General features: G+C 59.4%; 19 protein-coding genes. 12 read left to right on the forward strand and 7 right to left on the reverse strand.

Annotation, left to right across the window (positions count from 1 at the left end; translation table 11 throughout):
- Positions 1 to 11 precede the first annotated feature (11 nt).
- On the reverse strand, positions 12 to 1,235 hold the full coding sequence (gene pepT / locus ACB040_RS07025; RefSeq protein WP_371153762.1) for a peptidase T: 1,224 nt from the start codon (positions 1,233 to 1,235) through the stop codon (positions 12 to 14).
- A gap of 1,014 nt (positions 1,236 to 2,249) precedes the next feature.
- Between pepT and speA the strand changes: the two genes are divergently transcribed.
- A complete protein-coding gene (gene speA / locus ACB040_RS07030; protein WP_005344160.1) occupies positions 2,250 to 4,151 on the forward strand; it encodes a biosynthetic arginine decarboxylase in 1,902 nt (633 codons plus the stop codon).
- Between the two features lie 273 nt (positions 4,152 to 4,424).
- Complete coding sequence (locus tag ACB040_RS07035) at positions 4,425 to 4,613, forward strand: hypothetical protein (RefSeq protein ID WP_005334402.1); 189 nt, start codon at positions 4,425 to 4,427, stop codon at positions 4,611 to 4,613.
- A gap of 80 nt (positions 4,614 to 4,693) precedes the next feature.
- Here ACB040_RS07035 and ACB040_RS07040 read toward each other — a convergent pair whose 3' ends face one another.
- The 3 genes from ACB040_RS07040 to ACB040_RS07050 form a co-directional block, all read right to left on the reverse strand.
- Positions 4,694 to 4,981 (reverse strand): hypothetical protein, encoded by a 288-nt coding sequence (locus ACB040_RS07040; RefSeq protein ID WP_150997253.1) that lies wholly within the window; start codon positions 4,979 to 4,981, stop codon positions 4,694 to 4,696.
- Between the two features lie 266 nt (positions 4,982 to 5,247).
- Positions 5,248 to 7,254, reverse strand: a complete 2,007-nt coding sequence (locus ACB040_RS07045; RefSeq protein ID WP_338771832.1) for a methyl-accepting chemotaxis protein — start codon at positions 7,252 to 7,254, stop codon at positions 5,248 to 5,250.
- Between the two features lie 193 nt (positions 7,255 to 7,447).
- Entirely contained in the window at positions 7,448 to 8,743 is a 1,296-nt protein-coding gene (locus ACB040_RS07050) for an amino acid permease (protein WP_005334398.1), read from the reverse strand.
- Between the two features lie 251 nt (positions 8,744 to 8,994).
- Here ACB040_RS07050 and ACB040_RS07055 point away from each other — a divergent pair, with 251 nt between their 5' ends.
- The 6 genes from ACB040_RS07055 (at position 8,995) to ACB040_RS07080 (ending at position 15,132) form a co-directional block, all read left to right on the forward strand.
- Positions 8,995 to 9,378, forward strand: a complete 384-nt coding sequence (locus ACB040_RS07055; protein ID WP_005344164.1) for a Rid family detoxifying hydrolase — start codon at positions 8,995 to 8,997, stop codon at positions 9,376 to 9,378.
- A gap of 22 nt (positions 9,379 to 9,400) precedes the next feature.
- Complete coding sequence (locus ACB040_RS07060; protein WP_338771829.1) at positions 9,401 to 10,690, forward strand: L-serine ammonia-lyase, iron-sulfur-dependent, subunit alpha; 1,290 nt, start codon at positions 9,401 to 9,403, stop codon at positions 10,688 to 10,690.
- A gap of 64 nt (positions 10,691 to 10,754) precedes the next feature.
- Positions 10,755 to 11,408, forward strand: coding sequence for a transcriptional regulator (locus tag ACB040_RS07065; protein WP_005334376.1), 654 nt, complete (start codon positions 10,755 to 10,757; stop codon positions 11,406 to 11,408).
- 154 nt (positions 11,409 to 11,562) lie between these two features.
- Complete coding sequence (locus ACB040_RS07070; protein ID WP_338771826.1) at positions 11,563 to 12,159, forward strand: histidine phosphatase family protein; 597 nt, start codon at positions 11,563 to 11,565, stop codon at positions 12,157 to 12,159.
- Positions 12,160 to 12,300: 141 nt separating this feature from the next.
- A complete protein-coding gene (gene fabV, locus ACB040_RS07075) occupies positions 12,301 to 13,494 on the forward strand; it encodes an enoyl-ACP reductase FabV (protein ID WP_005361765.1) in 1,194 nt (397 codons plus the stop codon).
- 162 nt (positions 13,495 to 13,656) lie between these two features.
- A complete protein-coding gene (locus ACB040_RS07080; protein ID WP_101530443.1) occupies positions 13,657 to 15,132 on the forward strand; it encodes a YfcC family protein in 1,476 nt (491 codons plus the stop codon).
- 65 nt (positions 15,133 to 15,197) lie between these two features.
- Here the strand turns inward: ACB040_RS07080 and ACB040_RS07085 are convergent, their stop codons facing one another.
- Positions 15,198 to 16,412 (reverse strand): pyridoxal phosphate-dependent aminotransferase, encoded by a 1,215-nt coding sequence (locus tag ACB040_RS07085; RefSeq protein WP_005334367.1) that lies wholly within the window; start codon positions 16,410 to 16,412, stop codon positions 15,198 to 15,200.
- A gap of 381 nt (positions 16,413 to 16,793) precedes the next feature.
- On the opposite strand from ACB040_RS07085, the gene ACB040_RS07090 reads away from it, so the two are divergent.
- On the forward strand, positions 16,794 to 17,006 hold the full coding sequence (locus tag ACB040_RS07090) for a DUF1653 domain-containing protein (protein ID WP_236296680.1): 213 nt from the start codon (positions 16,794 to 16,796) through the stop codon (positions 17,004 to 17,006).
- Positions 17,007 to 17,276: 270 nt separating this feature from the next.
- A complete protein-coding gene (gene aqpZ, locus ACB040_RS07095; protein WP_005361747.1) occupies positions 17,277 to 17,966 on the forward strand; it encodes an aquaporin Z in 690 nt (229 codons plus the stop codon).
- Positions 17,967 to 18,058: 92 nt separating this feature from the next.
- On the opposite strand, the gene ACB040_RS07100 is transcribed toward aqpZ, so the two are convergent.
- Positions 18,059 to 18,808, reverse strand: a complete 750-nt coding sequence (locus ACB040_RS07100; RefSeq protein WP_021229320.1) for a lytic transglycosylase domain-containing protein — start codon at positions 18,806 to 18,808, stop codon at positions 18,059 to 18,061.
- 328 nt (positions 18,809 to 19,136) lie between these two features.
- On the opposite strand from ACB040_RS07100, the gene ACB040_RS07105 reads away from it, so the two are divergent.
- Positions 19,137 to 19,577, forward strand: a complete 441-nt coding sequence (locus ACB040_RS07105) for a GNAT family N-acetyltransferase (protein WP_041980377.1) — start codon at positions 19,137 to 19,139, stop codon at positions 19,575 to 19,577.
- 5 nt (positions 19,578 to 19,582) lie between these two features.
- Here ACB040_RS07105 and ACB040_RS07110 read toward each other — a convergent pair whose 3' ends face one another.
- A complete protein-coding gene (locus ACB040_RS07110; RefSeq protein ID WP_005353308.1) occupies positions 19,583 to 20,125 on the reverse strand; it encodes a DUF1439 domain-containing protein in 543 nt (180 codons plus the stop codon).
- Between the two features lie 97 nt (positions 20,126 to 20,222).
- Here ACB040_RS07110 and cls point away from each other — a divergent pair, with 97 nt between their 5' ends.
- Entirely contained in the window at positions 20,223 to 21,704 is a 1,482-nt protein-coding gene (cls, locus tag ACB040_RS07115) for a cardiolipin synthase (protein ID WP_005361740.1), read from the forward strand.
- The last annotated feature ends 27 nt before the right edge of the window (positions 21,705 to 21,731 follow it).

A 21,731-nucleotide genomic window follows, 5' to 3' on the forward strand; every position in this document is an offset into this window, starting at 1 on the left:
TAGCGACCCGATTAACCGCGCCAGGCTGCGGTGAGGCGCACCAGCTCCACCAGGGTGGCGACCGATTTCTCCATGGATTGCAGCGGGATGAACTCGTGCTTGCCGTGGAAGTTGTGGCCACCGGTGAAGAGGTTGGGGCAGGGCAGACCCATAAAGGAGAGACGGGCGCCATCGGTACCGCCGCGAATGGGTTTGATCTTCGGCACCACGTCGGCGGCCTCCATGGCGGCCTTGGCCAGCTCGACGATATGCATGTGCGGCTCGATCTGGCTGCGCATGTTGCGATAGCTGTCGGTCAGGGTCAGCTCGATGCGGGCCTTCGGATACTCGGCCTGCAGGGCTGCCACCCGGCTCTGCATCTCGGCCTTGCGCGCGGCGAAGTGCTCGTCGTTGAAGTCACGGATGATGTAGTGCAGGGTGCTCTCCTCCACGGTGCCGCTCATCTGCGCCAGATGGAAGAAGCCCTCATACCCGTCGGTGCACTCCGGGGTCTGCTCGGCAGGCATGGCGGCGTGGAAGCGGGCGGCCAGGGTTTGGCTGTTGATCATGCTCCCCTTGGCGGTGCCGGGGTGGACGTTATTGCCGATAAAACGCACCGTGGCGCTGGCGGCGTTGAAATTTTCATACTCCAGCTCGCCCAGTTCGCCACCATCCACGGTATAGGCCCACTTTGCCGGGAATCTCTCCAGCGGGAACAGGTTGGCGCCGCGGCCAATCTCTTCATCCGGAGTAAAGCCGACCCAAATATCACCGCGGGGGATCTCGGGGTGGGCCTGCAGGTGGTCGATGGCAGTGAGGATCTCGGCGATGCCCGCCTTGTCGTCGGCGCCAAGCAAGGTGGTGCCGTCGGTGGTGATGAGGTCCTGACCCAGATAGTTTTTCAGGAAGCGGTAGTCATGGATGGCGAGCACCTCGTCACCCTTGCCAAGGCAGATGTCGCCGCCCTGATAGTTTTCGATGATTTGCGGTACTACGTGCTCCGCCTCGTAGTCGGCGGTATCCATGTGGGCAATCAGGCCGATAGCGGGGGCGTCCGGCTGGTTGCCCGGCAGGCAGCCGGTGAGGTAGCCGTGCTCATCCAGAGTGACCCGGGTTAGCCCCAGCGCCTTCATCTCTTCTTGCAGGGCGCGGGCAAAGATCAGCTGGCCTTCGCTGCTGGGGCAGGCTGGATTGGTCTCATCGGAGCGGGTATGAAAAGTTACGTAACGCAGAAAACGCTCAAGCAGGGTATCCATTAGTCAGCCTCTAACCGATTGTGAGCGGTCATTGTGGCCAATCCGTGCGGGGCACTCATTGCGTCAGCGCAGGTTTTTCCCATTTTTTGACGCAAGGGAAGAGCGGTGAATGTGCGGCACGCGGGGCAACGCCCAGGAGGGAGGTCGCATAAATGTGGCATTTATTGCGATATTTAGGCGCTGGCGGTGGCGGCCAAATTCCCCTCAGCGACCGCACAGCAAGGCGTCAGCCCAATCATGGCGTTTTCACACACTTTTCAAGGGGAAACCGGGCTGTCGCATAACCTGCGCCATCCCAGAGCCCGCCTGCCCGCCAGCAAGATTTGATCGACTTATTAAAAGGGGATTTTGAACACTATTTTTTATTGTCACTGCCCGCGGTAAGTGTGTACACTCCGCGCCGATCCAAGGGCAACCCTGAAGCAGGCAGAGCCGCCAGAAACCCGACCGATCATACGCCTATAGGGCGAGGCACGCAGAAACGACAGACACTGCTGGGGAATGGTTTCTTTAATACCGGTTAGGCTCCGGTATCAGGGAGAACAACAGACTCTCATCCTTCATTTGACCGAGTGGGCCACCGGCTCATCATCTTCCCTTGTCATGGGCGGTCACTGACGGTGAGGTGGGCTGTGGTTGTTGTCGTCTATCAACACGCATGCGTGCTGGCGCCTTCGCTTCTCTTCCTTGGAACCCTCTCCTTCTGTCGGGATCGCTGCCGAATGATGAACTGACGGCGTGGCTGATGTCGTCTGTCATCAAAGTACCGCGGCGCTACGGCATAGTGGCACCGCATACCGTTGAGCTTGATGTAAAGCCACCAGCCCCACATCAAGACTCGTTACTTCCCCAAGATCCACCAGGCAGCCTCTGGCTTGCCGCGATGTGCAAAAGGTTGGTTTGGGTGGCTGCGTCTCGTGATGGCAGCGCTCGCCGTACTCTGCACTAGATGGTCTGGATGTGATTGAGGGTAACGAAGGCGACTTTGGGTCGCTCATTTGCGAGGCATAGCCCATGACTAACTGGTCCAGCAAGGACTCCTTGAAGGTCTACAACGTTCCCTACTGGGGTGCGGGTTTTTTCAATATCAATGACGCCGGTCATGTGACCGTCGCCCCCGACAAATCACGCCCTGACGCGCATATCGTGCTCTCTGACGCCATCGAACAGTTGCGTCAGTCCGGGCTGACCACCCCCGTGTTGCTGCGCTTCCCCGACATCCTCAAGAGTCGGGTCGATGCGCTGTTCAACGCTTTTGGTCAGGCCATCGAGAAGTCTGGCTATGAAGGGGACTACCTCTGCGTTTACCCGATCAAGGTAAACCAGCAGCGTCGTGTCATCGAGACCATCAGCCAGTCCTACAGCGACAAGCCCCGGCTTGGCCTGGAAGCTGGTTCCAAACCGGAACTGCTGGCCGTGCTGTCCCATCACCATGAGCAAGGTTCGGTGATCGTCTGCAACGGTTACAAAGACCGCGAATATATCCGCCACGCCCTATTGGGCAACCTGATGGGCCACAAGGTCTACATCGTGGTGGAGAAGCCCTCCGAACTGGAAATGGTGCTGGACGAGTCAGCTCGTCTCAACATCAAGCCCAACATCGGGGTGCGTGCCAAGCTCGCTTCCACCGGCTCCGGCATGTGGGAATCGAGCGGTGGCTCCATGTCCAAATTTGGTCTCTCCGCCTCCCAGATCCTGGCGCTGATCGAACGTCTGCGCGGGCTGGGCAAGCTGGATTGTCTGCAACTGCTGCACTTCCATCTGGGCTCCCAGATCGCCAATATCCGCGACATTCAGGGCGGCATCCGCGAGTGCGGCCGTTTCTACGCTGAACTGCGTCGCCTCGGTGCCAACATCGAAGTCGTGGACGTCGGTGGTGGCCTGGGCGTGGACTACGAGGGAACCCGTTCCCAGAGCCACTGCTCCGCCAACTACAGCCTCTCCGAGTACGCCAATAACGTGGTATGGGGCATCGGCGATGTCTGCCGCGAGTTCGATCTGCCGCACCCGACCATCATCAGCGAGTCCGGCCGTGCCCTGACTGCCCACCACGCCGTGCTGGTCACCAATATCATTGGTGCCGAAGGTGTGGAGATGAACGACATCAGCGCGCCGGACGAAGATGCGCCGACCATTCTGCAGAACATGTGGAAAGGCTGGCTGGATCTGCGCAGCGAAGATCCCTCCCTGCTGGAGATCTTCCATGACTCGGTGGCAGATCTGGGTGACGTGAATACCCAGTACACCATGGGCCTCTTGAACCTTGAACAGCGTGCCTGGGCCGAGATGCTGCACCAGAACACCTGTCTGGCGCTCAAAGAGATGCTCAACCCGGTCAACCGCAACCACCGTGCGCTGGCTGACGAGCTGAGTGAAAAGCTGGCGGACAAGTGCTTTGCCAACTTCTCCCTGTTCCAGTCTCTGCCGGATGCCTGGGGTATCGGTCAGGTATTCCCGGTGATGCCGCTGGCTGGTCTCGATCGTCCGCTTAGCCGTCGCGGTATCCTGATGGATATCACCTGTGACTCCGACGGTCAGGTCGAGCACTATGTCGACGGTCTGGGGGTCGAGAGCACCCTGCCAATGCCGGTCTACGGCGAGAATGAAGAGTGCCACGTCGGCTTCTTCCTGGTCGGTGCCTATCAGGAGATCCTCGGCGATCTGCACAACCTGTTCGGTGACACCCACTGCGCGGAAGTGTGGCTGGACGAAGAGGGCAAGATGGACATTCGCAACGTGGTGCGCGGCGACACCGTCGACCAGCTGCTGCGTTACGTCAACATCGACCCGTCCGTCATTCGCGAAAACTACCAGCGGATCGCCGCTCACCCGGCGCTGGACGATGCCACTCGCAAAGCCCTGCTCGACGAGCTGGAGCTGGGCCTGCAAGGCTACGCCTATCTGGAAGACGAATAAGCCTTTTGGCTTGCCCCTCGTTTTGGCGGGGAGATGAAAAAACGGCGCCTGCGGGCGCCGTTTTTGTTACCGGGGGCCATCCGGCGATATGACGGGGCACTCGGCCCATCTTCATTCGGATAACCGATGCGGGCTCAAGGCATCCGCAGGCCACAGATCTGGCAGATATCTGTCCCTTTCAGCTGTTTCCCTTGATCTGCATCAAGCGTGAACCTCGGTGGTTATTTTACGGTCAGGAGTGATGTTGATGGAATGTAACAAAAGGATGTGCATATGGAACTGAAAAGGGACCCGAGATGCTATACCGACGTCTGTATCGACGGTAAGTGGTATCACTACGACCACTGCAGCACCAACGTCTATATGCTGATGGGAGGCGCCGCGCCGAGCCTTCAGCTGGCCTATGAGCCGAGCAGCGAAGAGGAGCTGATCGAGATGCTCCAGCAGCTGGGGCGCTTCTGACTTACCGAATTGATATCTTGCCATATGGCCATCGGGCGCGTTGCCACGATGGCCACCACTCTTCACCGCTGTACCTTATCTCAGCGGTTTTTATTGCCCAATAACCCCTTGCCAATCTCCAGCATGGCGACGGCCGCGGCGTAGCTGCTATCGGACTTGCCAATCTCATCCGCCACATAGAGAAAATTGGATTGGTACTTCTCGACGGCCTCCCGTGGACTGGTCGCGTCAATAAAGTCCTCCTCCACCTCGAATCCTTGGGTCAGCAGTGCCGCCTTTTCACTCAGAAAAGTCGGAGATGCCATGTCGATAAAGGTGTATTGCTGCCGTTTGGACGCCGGAATGGTAAAAAACTGGTATCTGGCCATGGGTAAATCCTCGCTTGAAGCGGGTGATAAATGACGTGACGCTGGGTTTAATCTGTGGCTCGCAGGCGGCTTGCTTGCCTCGACGTCGCAGACCGTGCGTGTCGGGAATGCCGCACTTTGTTTTCGTTCGAGACTACTTTGTTGGCATCTGCCCGGCAAGTGGGAGCAGCGATTTTCTGGATGATCCGCGCAACCGAGATGTTGTGGGCAGGGGCGAGACCGAGATAATGGCGGGCTCACGTTGAGCCCGGCTTGTCAGCGCTCTGTCACAGTACGAAGCTCTGTACCATGGCGCGCAGCTGTTCGGTGAGCTGGTGGATCTGGCGGGCGGCATCGCGGGCGGCGTTGGCCACTTGCAGCGCCTCGTCACTGCCATCGGAGATGCGCACTACGTTGCGTTCGATCTCGTTGACCACGGCGCCCTGCTGCTCGATGGCGCTGGCGATGATGGCGTTGGTATCGACCATTCGATCCACCTTCTCGGTGATGGCGCCGAAAGCCTGTTTCGCCTCCTGCGCCAGCCCGACCCCCTCCTGCGCTTCATGGCTTGCCGCCGACATGGCGGTGACCGAGGCGCGGGCGCCGGATTGCAGCTGTTCAATCATCTGCTGGATCTCGACGGTAGCCCCCTGGGTGCGGTTGGCAAGAGATCGCACCTCGTCGGCCACCACCGCAAAGCCGCGACCCTGCTCACCCGCCCGGGCCGCTTCGATGGCAGCGTTGAGGGCCAGCAGGTTGGTCTGTTCGGCGATGCCGCGGATCACGCTGATGACGCCGCCAATCTGGCTGCACTGCTGTTCCAGCTGGCCTATGGTGTCGGCGGTACGCAGCACCTCGCGGTTGATATGGTCGATGGCCTTGATGGTTCGTTCCACCACATCCTCGCCCTGACCGACCACGTTCTGCGCCTCCTGGGTCATGCGGGCGGCTTGCAGGGCGTTGCCCGCCATGTCTTGTGAGGTGGCGGCCAGCTCCTTGATGGCGGTGGCGACCTGATGGGTCTCCCCTTGCTGATCGGCAATGACCTCCTGCGAGCGGCAGGTGCGCGCTTCGATCTCGGTGGCGCTCTCCACTACTGTGACGCCATTTTCCCGCACTCGCAGCATCAGGGTGCGCAGGGTCTCCAGGGTCACGTTGTAATCCCGGCTGATGGCGGCCAGCTCGTCCTGACCGACGATCTCGATGTGCTGGCTGAGATCCTGGGCGTTGACCCGGGCGGCGATATCACGCACCCGCCCCACGGTTTCGCGCAGGGAGAGATAGGCGCCGATCATCAGGTAGAGGTAGAGCAGCAAGCTGGCGGTCAGCGGCGCTGTGACCCACCAGAAGTGGCGTTGGTTGGCGGCCAGCCGCTGATGCAGGTCGGCCTCCAGCCGCTGGCGTACCTGGCCTGCCAGTGCGGTGATGGCCTCGTCCATCTTATCCCCCAGCGCTTGCACCTCCTTGGTGGGGAGTTGCACCAGCTGATCCTTCATCATCTTGTTTTCCATGGTCTCGACCCCCTGACGCACCAGCTGTATCAGAGCATCGGTCTGCTGACCCAGCTCGGCGCGATAGGCGGGTTCAATCTGGTAGAGCAGGGTCAGATCGGCCTCCAGCTCTTGCAGAGTGGCGCTGATAAGGTCGAGACGAAAACGCAGGCCGCTGTAGCCCTCGGCCTGAAACAGGCCGAAATCGGCGATGGTGGCGGCGCGATCCCGCACCTGAGCCAGCAGGTCGCGCAGCTGCGGCAACCGCTCGCTGGCGAGGATCACCATGTAGTAGGTACCGAGCGCCGGATCCTGGATCAGGCTGCTACTGGCAGTAATGTGCTTGTAGAGGTGGCGCACCTCGGTCAGCAGCTTGTCGTGGCGCAGGTTGCTCTGCTCCACTTCCAGCTTGCCCGCTTCACTCTGCAGGGCGGCCCAGCCCGGCTGGATCACCTCAAAGGAGGGGTTGTTCTGGCGGGTGTCGGCAAAGGCTTGCAGGCTCTGATCAACGGCTTGCGCGGCTGCCTTGACCTGATCATCACCGACCGGATCCACCTCATAGGCGTGACGGGTCACCAGATTGCGATGGGTGAGCAGGGCTTGCTCGATAGCGGGCACGGGGGCGAGATTGGCCACTCCCGCCAGCTCGCGGTTGGCCTGGACGTTGTCATCCTGCAGCCGCCCCAGCAGATTGGCCATGCTGTAGGCCAGTGGCAGCAGCATCAGGCAGGACCAGAGCAGGAATTTGTATTTGAAGGAGAGCTGGTTGCCCAGCCGGATGGCGGGGTTGAAAATCCATTTCATGTTAAGCCTCGATACCTGAGTGCGGGCGTGAGTCGTGTTGCCTGAATAGTACTCCGAGCGGCCTCCCTTGGGTGATGGCCGGTTGCAAGTTGTGATCCCCTTGGCTTTTTACTTCCGGGCGGGGGCGCGGTCAGCCGCACCAATAGAAAACGGGCCACCCGAAGGTGACCCGTGGTCGATAAGGGGAAACCGATCAGTTGAACGCCAGGAAGGGCGAGACACAGAGCAGCAGGCCGGTGACGATGATGATGTAGAGGGAGGTGCCCTTGTACTTGTGCAGCGCCGGTACCTGATAGACCAGATAAGCCGGGATGAGGCAACCCACCATGCCGAAGATGGGGCTGCAGATGGAGGTGAAACTCAGTACCGGTGCGTTGAGCACGATGGCACCCCAGGAGAGCATGACGGTGAACACCATGATCCCTTTGCCCACCAATCCTTTGTTGATGCGGTTTTCCGGCATGACGCGGCGCAGCAGGTTCATTGCCAGCCCCTGACAGGCTTCACGAAAGCCCAGATAGACGCCGAAGTAGGCGGTCATTACCGCAAAGATGTTGAGGGTGAGGCTCAGGAGCTTGAGGGTCTGGCCGGGCATCCCCTGGGCTACCATCGCCAGTGCGGAGATATTCTCTTCAGAGGCTTTGACCGCCTGATCGTGGCCCATGGCCAGAGTGAAGGAGACCGCGTAGAAGAACACCACCACGAACAGGATGCCGAAGGCGATATTCATGGCGCGCATCGCCTTGAAGCGGGCCACTTCCAGCGACTTTTCCCGCGAGCGGTAGGAGATCACCATGGGGCTCAGGCTTTGAATAAAGAGGATGGAGGTGAGGGTAAAGGGGAGCATGATGATGGCATCCTTCATCCAGTCACCGGCAGCGGGCATGGCGGTGATGTTGGCCGCATCCCACTTGTCCACCATCATCAGGCCCAGCACCGCAACAACGCTGATCTTGGTCAGCACCATAAAGGTGGAGATCTTGAACAACAGGTTTTCGCCGCGCGAGGCCAGTGCCACCAGGCCACAGATCAGCACCAGACCGTAGAGCGGGTTTTCGGAGAGCAGGCCGTCGGTAACGCCGAAGCTCTGCAAGAAGGAGGCGCTGTCATTGGTGATGGCGGTGGAGTAGACGAAGACCCAGATCACCAGCATCACGAAGTAGAGGGCGCCGAGCAGCACACCCCAGTTCTTGCCGAGGTAGCCGGTGATGACGCTGGGGTAATCCTTGCACTCCGGCGAGGTGGCCAGGGTGTTGATAAAGAGGCGCTGGAACATGTACATGGCGGGGTAGCCGATCACCGCAGAGAGCAGAAAGACCCACAAACCCATCAGACCCACCTGTACCGGCAGGAAGACGATCCCCGCGCCGATGGCCATGCCGATGCTCATGATGATCCAGCCCCAGTCGGTGCTGTCGAAGCGAACCGCTTCTTTCCATTCCAGCGTGCCCATCACGGGGCTGGCGAGTGTAGTGCTATGCGCGTCCATTAAAACCTTCTTTTTTGTAGGGATGTGGGAAAGCGGCGCAAATATAGTTGAATAAAACTGTCATAAACAATGCCCATAAGAGTACTTTTGTTCAAATCAGGATGGTGATCACGGTTTATATTGAGGCCGAAAGGTGTCTATAAACGCCATTTTTGTATCTTTTTGTTGAATGGATAAAATAAAAAGCAAATAATGTTGAACAGAATGAGATTCATGATTGCAAAAAAAATTGCACAAACAGGAGTGGCTATATGAAACGCATCATCACAGCAGCAGCGGCACCTGACGCTATTGGTCCCTACAGCCACGGCACTGCCTATGGCGACCTTATCTTTACCTCCGGTCAGTTGCCGGTCTGCAAGCAGCAGGGTGGTGTGGTGGAAGGGGGGATTGCCGCCCAGACCCGCCAGTCACTGGAAAACCTGAAATCCGTGCTGGAAGCCGCTGGCGGCTCGCTGGATACCGTGCTCAAAACCACCTGCTACCTCGCCGAGATCAGCGATTTTGCCGCGTTCAACGAGGTCTATAAAGCCTATTTCCAGAAAGATTGTCCGGCGCGCAGCTGCTTCGCAGTGAAGGATCTGCCGATGGGCGTCAAGGTTGAAGTGGAAGCGATCGCCCATATCGCTCGTTAATGCTGATAAAAAGGTTCAAGTGATGAAACAAGCGTGGCAGCAGTATCTGCAGATTATTCAACAGGTTGTCAAACCAGCGCTGGGTTGTACAGAGCCAATCGCCGCTGCCTATGCCGCGGCTGTCGCCGTCCGGCAACTGGGCTGTGAGCCCGGTCGCCTCGAGGTTGCGGTGTCGGACAATCTCTATAAAAACTCGATGGGTGTTTATGTGCCGGGCACCGGCAAGATCGGTCTGGCCATTGCGGCCGCGGCCGGTGCCATCGGCGGTAACGCCGACGCCGGGCTGGAGGTGCTGGCCGCGATCCAGCCAGAACAGGTGGATCGTGCCCAGCAGCTGATCGATGCTGGCAAGGTGCAGGTGAGCCGCACCGCCGCCCCCGAGTTTATCTTCTGCCGCGTGACCGTTTATGGCACTGATGAAAAGGGTGAAGAGCACAGTGCCGAAGTGACCCTGTGCGGCGGTCATACCCGCATCGTCGAGCAGCGCCGCGATGGCGAGGTGACCTTCACCGCCGATCAGAGCCAGGGCGGCGCCACCGGTTCCATCTGCGATGGCGTCGATATCAGCATCGCCGCCATCTACGAGTTCGCCACCCAGGTGGAGTTCGAGCAGATCAGGTTCATCCTCAAAGCCTCCGAGCTTAACGGCAAGCTCTCCGCCGAGGGGATGAACAACCCCTATGGCCTGGAGATTGGCCGCACCATGCAGCAGAACATCAATGCCGGTCTTATCGGCGAGGATGTGATGAACCGCATCGTGATGATGACGGCGGCTGCCTCTGATGCCCGCATGGGGGGCGCGACCCTGCCAGCCATGAGCAACTTTGGCAGCGGCAACCAGGGCATTGCCGCCACCATTCCGGTGATGGTGATTGCCGAGCGCTTTGCGGCCAGCGAAGAGCAGCTGGCTCGCGCCCTCATCATGAGCCATCTGGGCGCCATCTATATCAAGTCCCACTATCCGCCGCTGTCGGCCTTCTGTGGCAATACCGTGACCAGCGCGGCCGCCTCCATGGCCATGGTCTATCTGGCGGGTGGCAGCTTCGAGCAATCCTGCTTCGCCATCCAGAACGTGCTGAGCGACAGTGCCGGTATGGTGTGCGACGGGGCGAAAGCCTCCTGCGCCATGAAGGTGAGTACCTCCTCCGGTGCGGCGGTGCGCGGCTTCCTGATGGCCCTCAACAGCCACTCGGTGTCGGGGCAGGGGATCGTCGCCGGCGACGTGGATCAGACCATCCGCAACGTCGGTCAGATGGTGAAGGAGGGCATGTCTGCCACAGACAGCACCATTATTGATATCATGTCCGCCTGATGTCCCTGTCGGTTGCTGCCCGGCGCCCATTGTCCGGCAGCAACCCTTGCAAGAAGGTCCCATTGTGAAGCTGCAAGAGTTGAGTCCGAGCGATTTTGAGATCCTCAAGTCGATGGAGAACATAGTGGATGGCATCGCCGCCATGTATGGTCAGCACACCGAAGTGCTGCTCCACAGTCTGGATGCGCGCAATCCCTCGATCGTCAAGATTGCCAACGGCCATATCACCGGCCGCAGTGTCGGCGCCCCCATCACCAACCTGGCGATGATGAAGCTCAAGAGCGGGCAGGATATCTCCAGCCCCTACATGACCAAGTGCGCCACCGGCAAGACGCTGCGCTCCATCACTACCGTGATCCGCAACGGGGAGCACAGGGCCATCGGGTTGCTCTGTATCAACAGCGACATGGATGCCCCGCTGCAATCCGTGCTACGGACCATGATGCCGGAGTGCATGCATCCCCACGAGAGCCATGCCACCCCGGAGGTGTTCGCCCGCAACATCGACGAAGCGCTCAACAGCACTATCGACACCGTCAGTGCCGAGGTGCGTGGCAACGAGGCTGTGCCCCCGTCCCAGAAGACCCGGGTCATCGTCAACCAGCTGCACGACATGGGGATCTTCGAGTTAAAAGACAGTGCCCAGATTGCGGCGCGCCAGCTCGGGATCTCGGTCCACTCCATCTACCGCTATCTGCGGGAGATCAAGAAGGGCTGAGCCGATACACTCTGGCCAAATTGGTAGCAAACGGGTCAGCCTTGACCCGTTTTTTACGCCCGCTTTAGCCTCTCTGTTTGGGCCATCCTTCGGGCTCATCTGCTATCATCTTCCCCCTTTATTTTTCTATCTATCTGAACGTGCTGGAGAAATCATGTCCCGACTCATCTATCTGCTGCGCCATGGCCAGACCCGCTTCAATGCCGAGCAGCGTCTGCAGGGGCGTTGTAACTCCGAGCTGACCGACAAGGGTGAGGCGCAAGCCATCGCCATGGGGCGGCGCCTTGCCGCCGAACTGGCGGATCCCGCCCGCTGGACCGTCTATGCCAGCCCGCTTGGCCGTGCCCGTCAGACTGCACTGCTGGTGTGCGAGCAGTTGGGGCTGACGGCAGATCGCATCATCTGGGACGATCGCTTGATGGAGCTGGGGATGGGGGAGTGGGAGAGCTGCCAGATCCCGGCGCTGCGTCTTGCCCACCCCGAGCTCGATACCGGCAAGGGGGACTGGTATCTGCAGGCACCGGGGGCCGAGAGCTTCGAGAGCATTCAGCGCCGGGCACACCAGTGGTTGCAGGATCCCGCGATCGCCGAGCGGGCCATTGTTATCTCCCACGGTCTGCTCGGTGCCATGTTGCGCGGCGTCTATGCCGATCTCGACTATGAGGCGACCTGGTCACAGGAGTTGCCGCAAGATGCCTTCTATAAGCTGCAGGATGGCCACATCACCCGCATTGCCTGCTCGTTGCCGTGAGGTGGCACCATGGCATGGACCATGATTGCCACCTTCGGATGCCCATTTTTGCCGCAGTTCAACACATCAGAGCACCTTATCGCGGCAAGATGAGGTATCTTATGCCCCGATTTCATCCATTAAACGGATCCGAGACCCCATATGATCATCAAACCCAAGGTTCGCGGCTTTATCTGCACCACCACTCATCCGGTCGGTTGTGAAGCCAATGTTCGTCGCCAGATCGCTTATACCAAGGCCAAGGGCACCATCGAGAATGGTCCCAAGAAGGTGCTGGTGATCGGCGCTTCCACCGGTTATGGCCTGGCCTCCCGGATTGCGGCTGCCTTCGGTAGCGGCGCCGCCACCCTCGGCGTCTTCTTTGAAAAAGCGGGCACCGAGTCCAAGACCGGTACCGCTGGCTGGTACAACTCTGCCGCCTTCGACAAGGCAGCCAAAGAGGCGGGCCTCTACGCCAAGAGCGTCAACGGCGATGCCTTCTCCAACGAGTGCCGCGCCAAGGTGATCGAGCTTATCAAGCAGGATCTGGGTCAAATCGATCTGGTGGTCTACTCCCTGGCCTCTCCGGTGCGCAAGATGCCGGAAACCGGCGAAGTGGTGCGCTCTGCCCTGAAACCCATCGGTGAGGTCTACACCACCACCGCCATCGATACCAACAAGGACCAGATCATCACCGCCACCGTCGAGCCGGCTAACGAGGAAGAGATCCAGAACACCATCACCGTCATGGGCGGTCAGGATTGGGAGCTGTGGATGGCTGCCCTGCGTGATGCCGGTGTGCTGGCTGACGGCGCCAAGTCCGTGGCCTACTCCTACATCGGTACCGATCTGACCTGGCCAATCTACTGGCATGGCACTCTGGGCCGCGCCAAGGAAGACCTGGACCGCGCCGCCGCCGCCATCCGTGGCGATCTGGCTGCCAAGGGCGGCACCGCCCATGTGGCTGTGCTCAAATCCGTGGTGACCCAGGCTTCTTCCGCCATTCCGGTGATGCCGCTCTATATATCCATGGCTTTCAAGATCATGAAGGAGAAGGGCATTCACGAGGGCTGTATGGAGCAGGTGGATCGCATGATGCGCACCCGTCTCTACGCGTCCGACATGGCGCTGGACGATCAGGCTCGCATCCGCATGGATGACTGGGAACTGCGCGAAGATGTGCAGCAGACCTGCCGTGACCTGTGGCCATCCATCACCAGCGAAAACCTCTCCGAATTGACCGATTACACCGGCTACAAGCAGGAGTTCCTGCGCCTGTTCGGTTTCGGTCTGGATGAGGTCGATTACGATGCGGATGTAAATCCGGACGTGAAATTCGACGTGGTCGAGCTCTGAGTCTGACTCAAGTGAAAACGGGGCCCCGCGGGGCCCTGTTTTTTTGGCAAAAATCCCGCTAATTTGCGGAATTTTATTATCAGCGATCACCTTTTTCCCATATCAAACCCGCTAGTCTTGCGCTGATCGGATCACAGACGGCATTGCCGAGGTACGGAAGCTATGACCACTCCAAACGAGGCGCCCAAGAAGCGCCAACTCCCCACAGTCTATACCCTGCTTTTCATCATCATCGCCCTGATGGCCGCCCTGACCTGGGTGCTGCCAGCGGGCAAATATGACTATGTCACCGCCAAGACCCAGCAGCCGGTGGCGGCAGCGGCCGTGGCCGATTACAGCGGCGACGAGCGGCTGTTGCCGGTGCCCGGCAGCTACACCGAACTCCCCTCCCACCCGCAAGGGGTATTCGAGGTGCTCAAGGCGCCCATCCAGGGCTTTCACAAGGCGGCCGACGTGGCGCTGTTCGTGCTCATCATCGGTGGTTTTCTCGCGGTGACCATGCAGAGCGGTGCGCTCGATGCCGGGGTGGGGGCCATTGTGCGCGGCTTTGCCGGGCGCGAACGGCTGCTGATCCCTGTGCTGATCGCTCTCTTTGCTCTTGGTGGTTCCACCTTCGGTATGGCGGAGGAGACGGTAGCCTTCTGGGCACTGATCGTGCCGGTGATGATGGCGGCGGGCTTCGATCGCATGGTGGCGGCGGGGATCATCCTGCTCGGCTCCGGGGTCGGGGTGCTCGCCTCTACCGTCAACCCGTTTGCCACCGGCATCGCCTCCGGTTTTGCCGGTATCCCCATCGGTGAGGGGATTGGCCTTAGGGTCATCCAGTGGCTGCTGCTGGTGATCTTCGCCTCCTGGTTCGTGATGCGCTACGCCAAGCAGGTGCAACAGGACAAATCCCGCTCCGTGCTGGCCGACATCACCTATGACGACGAGTTCTCCCAGATGAAGAGCGGCAACCTCGCCTTCACCGGCAAGCAGAAGCTCACCATGCTGGTCTTCTTCGGCACCTTCCTGCTGATGATCTATGCGGTGGTGCCCTGGTCGGACTTGGGGATCGACGTGCTGCCCACCTTTGGCTGGTGGTTTGACGAGCTCTCGACTCTGTTTTTCAGCGCTTCCATTCTGATCGCGCTGATCAACCGGATGCCGGAATCCAACTATGTGGCGACCTTCCTGAGCGGCGCTCGGGATCTTATCGGGGTGGCGCTGGTGGTAGCGGTGGCGCGCGGCATCTATGTGGTGATGGAGCAGGGCGTCATCATCGACACCATTTTACACTGGGCCGAAGGGCTGGTGACCGGACTCTCCTCGTCGGTCTTCATCCTGATGGCCTATCTGGTGCACATCATCCTGAGCTTCTTCATCCCCTCCACCTCGGGGCTGGCGACCGTCTCCATGCCGCTGATGGGGCCGCTGGCGGACTTCTCCGGCATCTCCCGGGATCTGGTGATCACCGCCTATCAGTCCGCCTCCGGTTGGATCAACCTGTTTGCCCCCACCGCCGCCCATCTGGTGGCCGGTCTGGCGCTGGCCAAGATCCCCTACGATCGCTTCGTGCGTTGGGTGCTGCCCTTTATCATCGGGGTGGCTCTCATCACCATGGCGGTGCTGGTGGCCGGTGCCCTGCTGCACGGCTGATGGTGCGGATTGAAAACGACAGATAACAAAAAGGCTCCCGCGGGAGCCTTTTTCATGAGCCTTGCTTACTGCTTGTAGCCCTTGAGGAAACGGGCGAGGCGGCCGATGGCATCCTCCAGCTCCTCTTCGCGGGGCAGGAACACCAGCCGGAAGTGATCCGGCGCCGGCCAGTTGAAGCCGGTGCCCTGTACCAGCAGCAGCTTTTCCTGTTGCAGCAGGTCGAACACCATCTTCTGATCGTCGCGGATGTCATACACCTTGGGGTCGAGGCGCGGGAACATGTAGAGCGCCCCCTTGGGTTTGACGCAGGAGACCCCGGGGATCTCGTTCAAGAGCTCCCATGCCTTGTCCCGCTGCTTGCGCAGGCGACCGCCCGGCAGGATCAGCTCGTTGATGCTCTGGTAGCCGCCAAGCGCAGTCTGGATGGCGTGCTGCATCGGCACGTTGGCGCACAGTCGCATGGAGGCCAGCATCTCCAGCCCTTCAATGTAACCGCGGGCACGGCCTTTGGGGCCGGTGATGACCATCCAGCCCTGACGGAAGCCGCAGGCACGGTAGGCCTTGGAGAGGCCGTTGAAGGTCACCACCATCACATCGTCACACAGGGTGCAGACGCTGGTGTGGGAGATATCGTCGTAGAGGATCTTGTCGTAGATCTCGTCGGCGAAGATGATGAGGTTGTGCTGGCGGGCAATCTCGATCACCTCCAGCAGGAACTCGCTGCCGTAGACGGCTCCGGTCGGATTGTTGGGGTTGATCAGCACCAGGCCGCGAGTGCGCGGGGTGATGCGAGCGCGGATGTCGTCGAGATCCGGATACCAGTCAGCTCCTTCATCGCAGCGGTAGTGCACCGCATGGCCACCGGAGAGAGTGACGGCGGCGGTCCAGAGCGGGTAGTCGGGGGAGGGTACCAGCATCTCGTCGCCATTGTTGAGCAGCGCCTGCATCGCCATCACGATCAGCTCGCTGGCGCCATTGCCAATGTAGATGTCGTCGATATCGACCTTGCGCATCCCTTTTTGCTGGTAGTACTGCATCACCGCTTTACGGGCAGAGAAGAGCCCCTTGGAGTCGCAGTAGCCCTGGCTCAGCGGCATGTTGAGGATCACATCCTTGATGATCTCTTCCGGCGCATCAAAGCCGAACGGGGCCGGGTTGCCGATGTTGAGCTTGAGAATGCGGTGGCCTTCGTCTTCGAGACGGCGAGCCTCTTTATGCACCGGGCCGCGGATGTCATAGCAGACATCGTCGAGCTTGTGCGACTTGTCGATTGTGAACATGGTGAGTGTGATTCCTTCCCCACAGGGACGCGTTGGCGAAAAAGGCGATTTTTAGTATCAAATTTCTTTTCCTCTATTCTTCACAGAATTGAATGCTAGAACAATCCTCTTTTTAGAAGAATTCCCTGATTTTTAGCCCTAAAACAGGGTTGCTAGAACGTTAAATTCAGCACGATCTTTGGTGCTAACCAAGGTTAACTAGTGAAACATGGGGAACGAATTAACAAAGCAGCCTGACTGTGTTGCAATATCCGGATCCTGTGGCACGATTGGCTTGTGTAAAAAATCGTCTTCGTCCCCCTTTTCGATGAGTTGAATGGCACTCATGGTGTCATCTTTATGTGGTTCGCTCATCGGCGTTCACTTCTGCGAGGTTTTCCCATGCAAGCACCCGTTCCAGGCCGCTATCGCCACTTCAAGGGGGGTTACTATCAAGTGCTTGCCCTGGCTCTGCATACCGAAACCCAGGAGCCGCTGGTCATTTATCAATCCGAGCAGGATGGTCAGGTCTATGCCCGACCCGTCGCCATGTTTATGGAGTGGATTGAGCATCAGGGGCAGGTTGTCAGCCGTTTTGCCCCTGCAGGAGACTGACCACGCCTCCGTTTTTATCGTTCAAGGGATGAGCACTCGAGCTAAACGGTGTCACAAGTTGTCGCATGACGCCCTTGGGCATGAGACGTGCAGTCAGCTGCCTTAATGATAAATCTCTTATCTAATCAACAAATTGTGACGAATATCACATTCGGTGAGCCCTGCCTGCCGGGTTCGCAATCTGGACTCACACTCCCATAATACTGCGCTTGTTCAAGCATGGGCCCTTCTCGGGTCTTGTTCGGTGTTATCTCAAATTGGAGAAATAATGTGAAACCTGTTGCTGCTGAGTTTATGGGCACTTTCTGGCTGGTATTGGGCGGGTGCGGCAGCGCCGTGCTGGCTGCGGCCTTCCCTCACGTCGGGATTGGTCTGCTGGGGGTCTCGCTGGCTTTCGGTCTGACCGTGCTGACCATGGCGTTTGCCATCGGCCATATCTCCGGTTGCCACCTCAATCCTGCCGTGACCGTCGGTCTGTGGGCGGGTGGTCGTTTTCCGGCATCCGGTGTACTGCCTTATATCGTGGCGCAAGTGTTGGGTGGCATTGCCGCCGCTGCCGTGCTTTACGTGATTGCCAGCGGTCAGGCCGGGTTTGATCTCTCTGCCGGTTTTGCTTCCAACGGCTACGGTGAGCACTCTCCGGGTGGTTATAGCCTGACTGCCGCACTGGTGTGTGAAGTGGTGATGACCGGTTTCTTCCTGTTCGTCATCATGGGCGCCACCGATAGCCGTGCGCCTGCCGGTTTCGCGCCGATCGCCATCGGTCTGTGCCTGACCCTGATCCACCTCGTCAGCATTCCGGTGACCAATACCTCGGTCAACCCGGCCCGCAGTACCGGTGTTGCGCTGTTTGTCGGTGACTGGGCTATCAGCCAGCTGTGGCTGTTCTGGGTTGCCCCGATTGTCGGTGCCATTCTGGGTGCGCTGGCTTATCGCCTGGTGGCGACTGAGCAGAAGTAATTATTTGCGAAACAAAGTGTGGTATCGACACGCCTGCGGGCGTGTTTTTTGTTTCTGGAGGGGCGAGAAAAGAGCATTAACCGAGGCTAACCTCAGAGCCCTTTGGCCTGCAGCATCTCTTTGTAGCGCAGATGGAGGAGCTGGACGCGCTCCACATAGGCACGGGTTTCCGCATAGGGCGGGATACCGCCATGTTTTTGTACGGCGCCCGCACCGGCGTTGTAGGCTGCGGTCGCCAGCGCCACGTTGCCGTCATACTGCTTGAGCAGTCCCGCCAGGTATTTCACCCCGCCGAAGATATTCTGCTCCGCCAGCAAGGCATTGCCGACCCCCAGCTCCCGCGCTGTGGCGGGCATCAGCTGGGTCAGCCCCATCGCCCCCTTGCGGGAGACCGCCAGCGGATTGAAAGCGGATTCCGCATGGATCAGCGCCCGGATCAGCGCCGGCTCAACCTGATAGGTTTTGGCGGCCGCCTTGATGGTGCTGGCATAGTCATAGAGAAACAGCCCTGTGGTCTGCCAGTTGACGCTGGATTTGGGGTCGCAGGCGAAGCAGTCGTTGAACAGCAGCAGCTCGTAATGGCCCTGTTCGGGCGCCATGTCGGAGTAGCGAACCACCCCGTTTTGTTGCACCGATTTATAGACCTGGATCTGCTTCTTGCCGTTGGTGGCGACTGCCGTCGTTTGAGCGGTGTCGGGTTGTGAGGCGGGAGTGGCATCTTTGCTCGGACGCAAGGGGGAGGGAGCGGCGGTCAGGAAGATCACCTCCGCGGGGGGGGGAGTCTGGCTCCATCCGCTCAGGGGGATCAACAACATATGGCCTGCCAGCATCCATGCTTTCAACCCTAATACTCCTTCTTGTGATGACCATGTTGAGTAAAGCATCATGACGAGGGCAGAACAAGCGGCCAACAGGGGGCAAATGATCCGATTCGGTGACCGGGATCAAAGTATCCGCCGCAATAAAGGATTGTCATCATAAAGCACGGTTTTGGCAGTCGGGCGGTGGGTCATGGCCTCTTCCACCGGGTAAGCAAGCTGCCCACGACGTCCGCTTTTTTGTTGACGAAAGGCATGCTATCGTGCTGGCGTCATGTGGTCGGATTAGCGCACCGTATCTGGCACTAATAACTGATTATCAAAGGATTTGTCTGTGACAAGCAAGCTGGCGATGGAACTCACTTTCGAAGAGTACTGCGACGCCGACCTCTCCCTTATCAGGGACTATTACGAGACGACGTTTTCCCACTATGTGCCGGATCTGGCCGAGCGGATCTTTGTCGTGCGTGATGCTCACTGGCTGGTGGGGGCGGTTCGGTTGCGGGACGAGGAGGAGTTTTACCATCTGTGCGGCTTTCGCCTGTTGCCCCACTACCAGTCGCTGGGATTGGGGTCACGGCTGCTGCAGCACGCCTGTCACGGTCTGTTGGACAAACCTGTGGTCTGTCAGGCGCTGCCCTTCGAGAAGCCTTTCTATCTCAAGGCCGGGTTTGCCGATATGCCCCTCAATCAATTGAGCGGGTCGCTTTTCTCCCTCTACGAGCGGCAGCAGCAGCAGGGTTATCAGGTGGAGCTGCTGGTACGGGATACCACCCAGCCCCTCCTGAATTGAGCGGTTTAGCGCGGTTTGGTCAGCAGGTGGATCTTGCCCGGTGACAGCTCCAGCCCCAGCAGATTCTCCTTCAGCCAGGCCTGATCCGGGTCCTTGTCATTGAGTTTGTAGACCGGCTTGGTCTCGAGTCGCTTCTCCATGCTCTGCAGCAGCATGTTGAGCATCAGCCCGAATTTTTTCTCGGCCGCCTCCGGCTCCAGCTTGTACTCCACCAGCTTCATGTTATCGAGAAACAGCGCGCTCTGGCTCTTGTCATAGCGGGGCCTCGCCTCATAGGTCATCTGCAGGCGGGCGTCATATTCGGTATTGTCTGGCAGGGCGATTTTGAGCTTGCCCTTGCCATAGACCCGGGCGGTATCGGGGCGTTGGCGACCGATCTGGACATCGCTCTGCTCAAGCGTCACATGGGCCTTGATGATGCCCGGCAGCTCCAGCTGTTTGTCGACTTGCACCTGAGATTGCAGGTATTGGTTTATCTGTTGCTCATTGATGTCATATGAGCCTTGGCCTAGCATGGCCAGGCTGAGCAGCATAGATTGCAGGATCATGCGTGCGACCTGATAGAATGGATTTGCCTTACAGCATACCATCCCGGCCGGTTGGGGTCTGCCCACCGCGCTGTTTGTCGATTAGAAGGAGTCCCCGTTGTTTAACGGTCTGGAACACGATCTTCAACTGCTGTTTTCCCGTTTTCTGGGTTGGCTGCTACTGCTTTTTCATACCGTGATTGTCACCGGGGTGTCGTTTCGGGTGGTGATGAAACGCCGTCCCATCGGGGTGTCGCTGGCCTGGCTGGCGCTGATCTATGCCATTCCGTTTGCCGGGGTGGGCTTCTATGTGCTGTTTGGTGAAATAAAGCTGGGGCGCCGCCGTGCCGAGCGCGCCCAGGCCATGTATCGCCCTTATGCCATCTGGATCCGTCAACTGGCCCGTCTGTTCCCGCAGCACTGCTGCGAAGTGGGCGCCAAAGCACAGCCGCTGCACGATCTCATCCAGGGACGGCTCGCCATGCCGATGCTCTCCGGCAACCGCATGACCTTGCTCAACAAGCCGGACTGGATCTTGCGCGAAATTGCCCAGGATATCCGTCGCTCGACCCTCTCCTGCTATCTGGAGTTCTACATCTGGCATCCGGGCGGCGATGCCGACGAGGTGTGCGAGGCGCTGATTGAAGTGGCGCAACGCGGCGTGGATTGTCGCTTGCTGCTCGATTCGGTGGGCAGCAAACAGTTCTTCCGCTCCCACTGGCCCAAAAAGCTGCGCAAGGCGGGGGTCAAGCTGGTGGAGGTGCTGCCGGTCGGCGCCTGGCGCATTCTGTTCCAGCGTCAGGATCTGCGGATGCACCGCAAGTTGGTGGTGATCGATGACAGGGTGGGTTACACCGGCTCCATGAACATGGTGGATCCCCGTTTCTTCAAACAGGATGCCGGGGTCGGCCAGTGGGTCGACATCATGATCCGGGTGCAGGGGCCCATGGTGCCGCTGATGTGGTCGATCTTCGTCTGGGACTGGGAGATGGAGACCGGCGAGCGGCTGCTCGACAGTCTGCAGCATGAGCCGGAGGCCTGGCCTCAGACCAACTACCGCGCTCAGCTGATCCCGTCCGGTCCCTTCGTCGGCGGCGACTGCATCCAGCAGAGCCTGCTGCTGGCCATCTATCAGGCCCGCAGCCATCTGGTGCTGACGACCCCTTACTTTGTACCCGACGATCCGCTGGCGGCCGCACTCAGTTCGGCAGCGGCGCGCGGGGTGCAGGTGCAACTGGTGTTGCCGGCACGCAACGACTCCATCATGGCCAATTACGCCTGCAACGCCTTTATGGAGGAGCTGCTGGCGGCCGGGGTGGAGATCTACCGCTACGATGCCGGTCTGCTCCATACCAAGAGCGTGCTGGTGGATGATGACTTCGCGCTGGTGGGGACGGTCAATCTGGATCGGCGCAGCCTCTGGCTCAACTTCGAGGTGACCCTGCTGGTGGATAACCCCTCGTTCGTGGCCCAGATGACCCGACTGGTGCAGGGCTATATGGCGGAAGCCACCCCGATGACCCTGGCCCAATGGCAGGCCCGCCCCTGGTACAAGAAGGCGATGGAGAACATCTTCTATCTCTTCAGCCCCTTGCTGTGATGTTGTGGCGAGCCGCAAGAAAGTGGA

The sequence above is a fragment of the Aeromonas sp. S11(2024) genome (assembly GCF_041402345.1).
Lineage (GTDB): Bacteria > Pseudomonadota > Gammaproteobacteria > Enterobacterales > Aeromonadaceae > Aeromonas > Aeromonas veronii.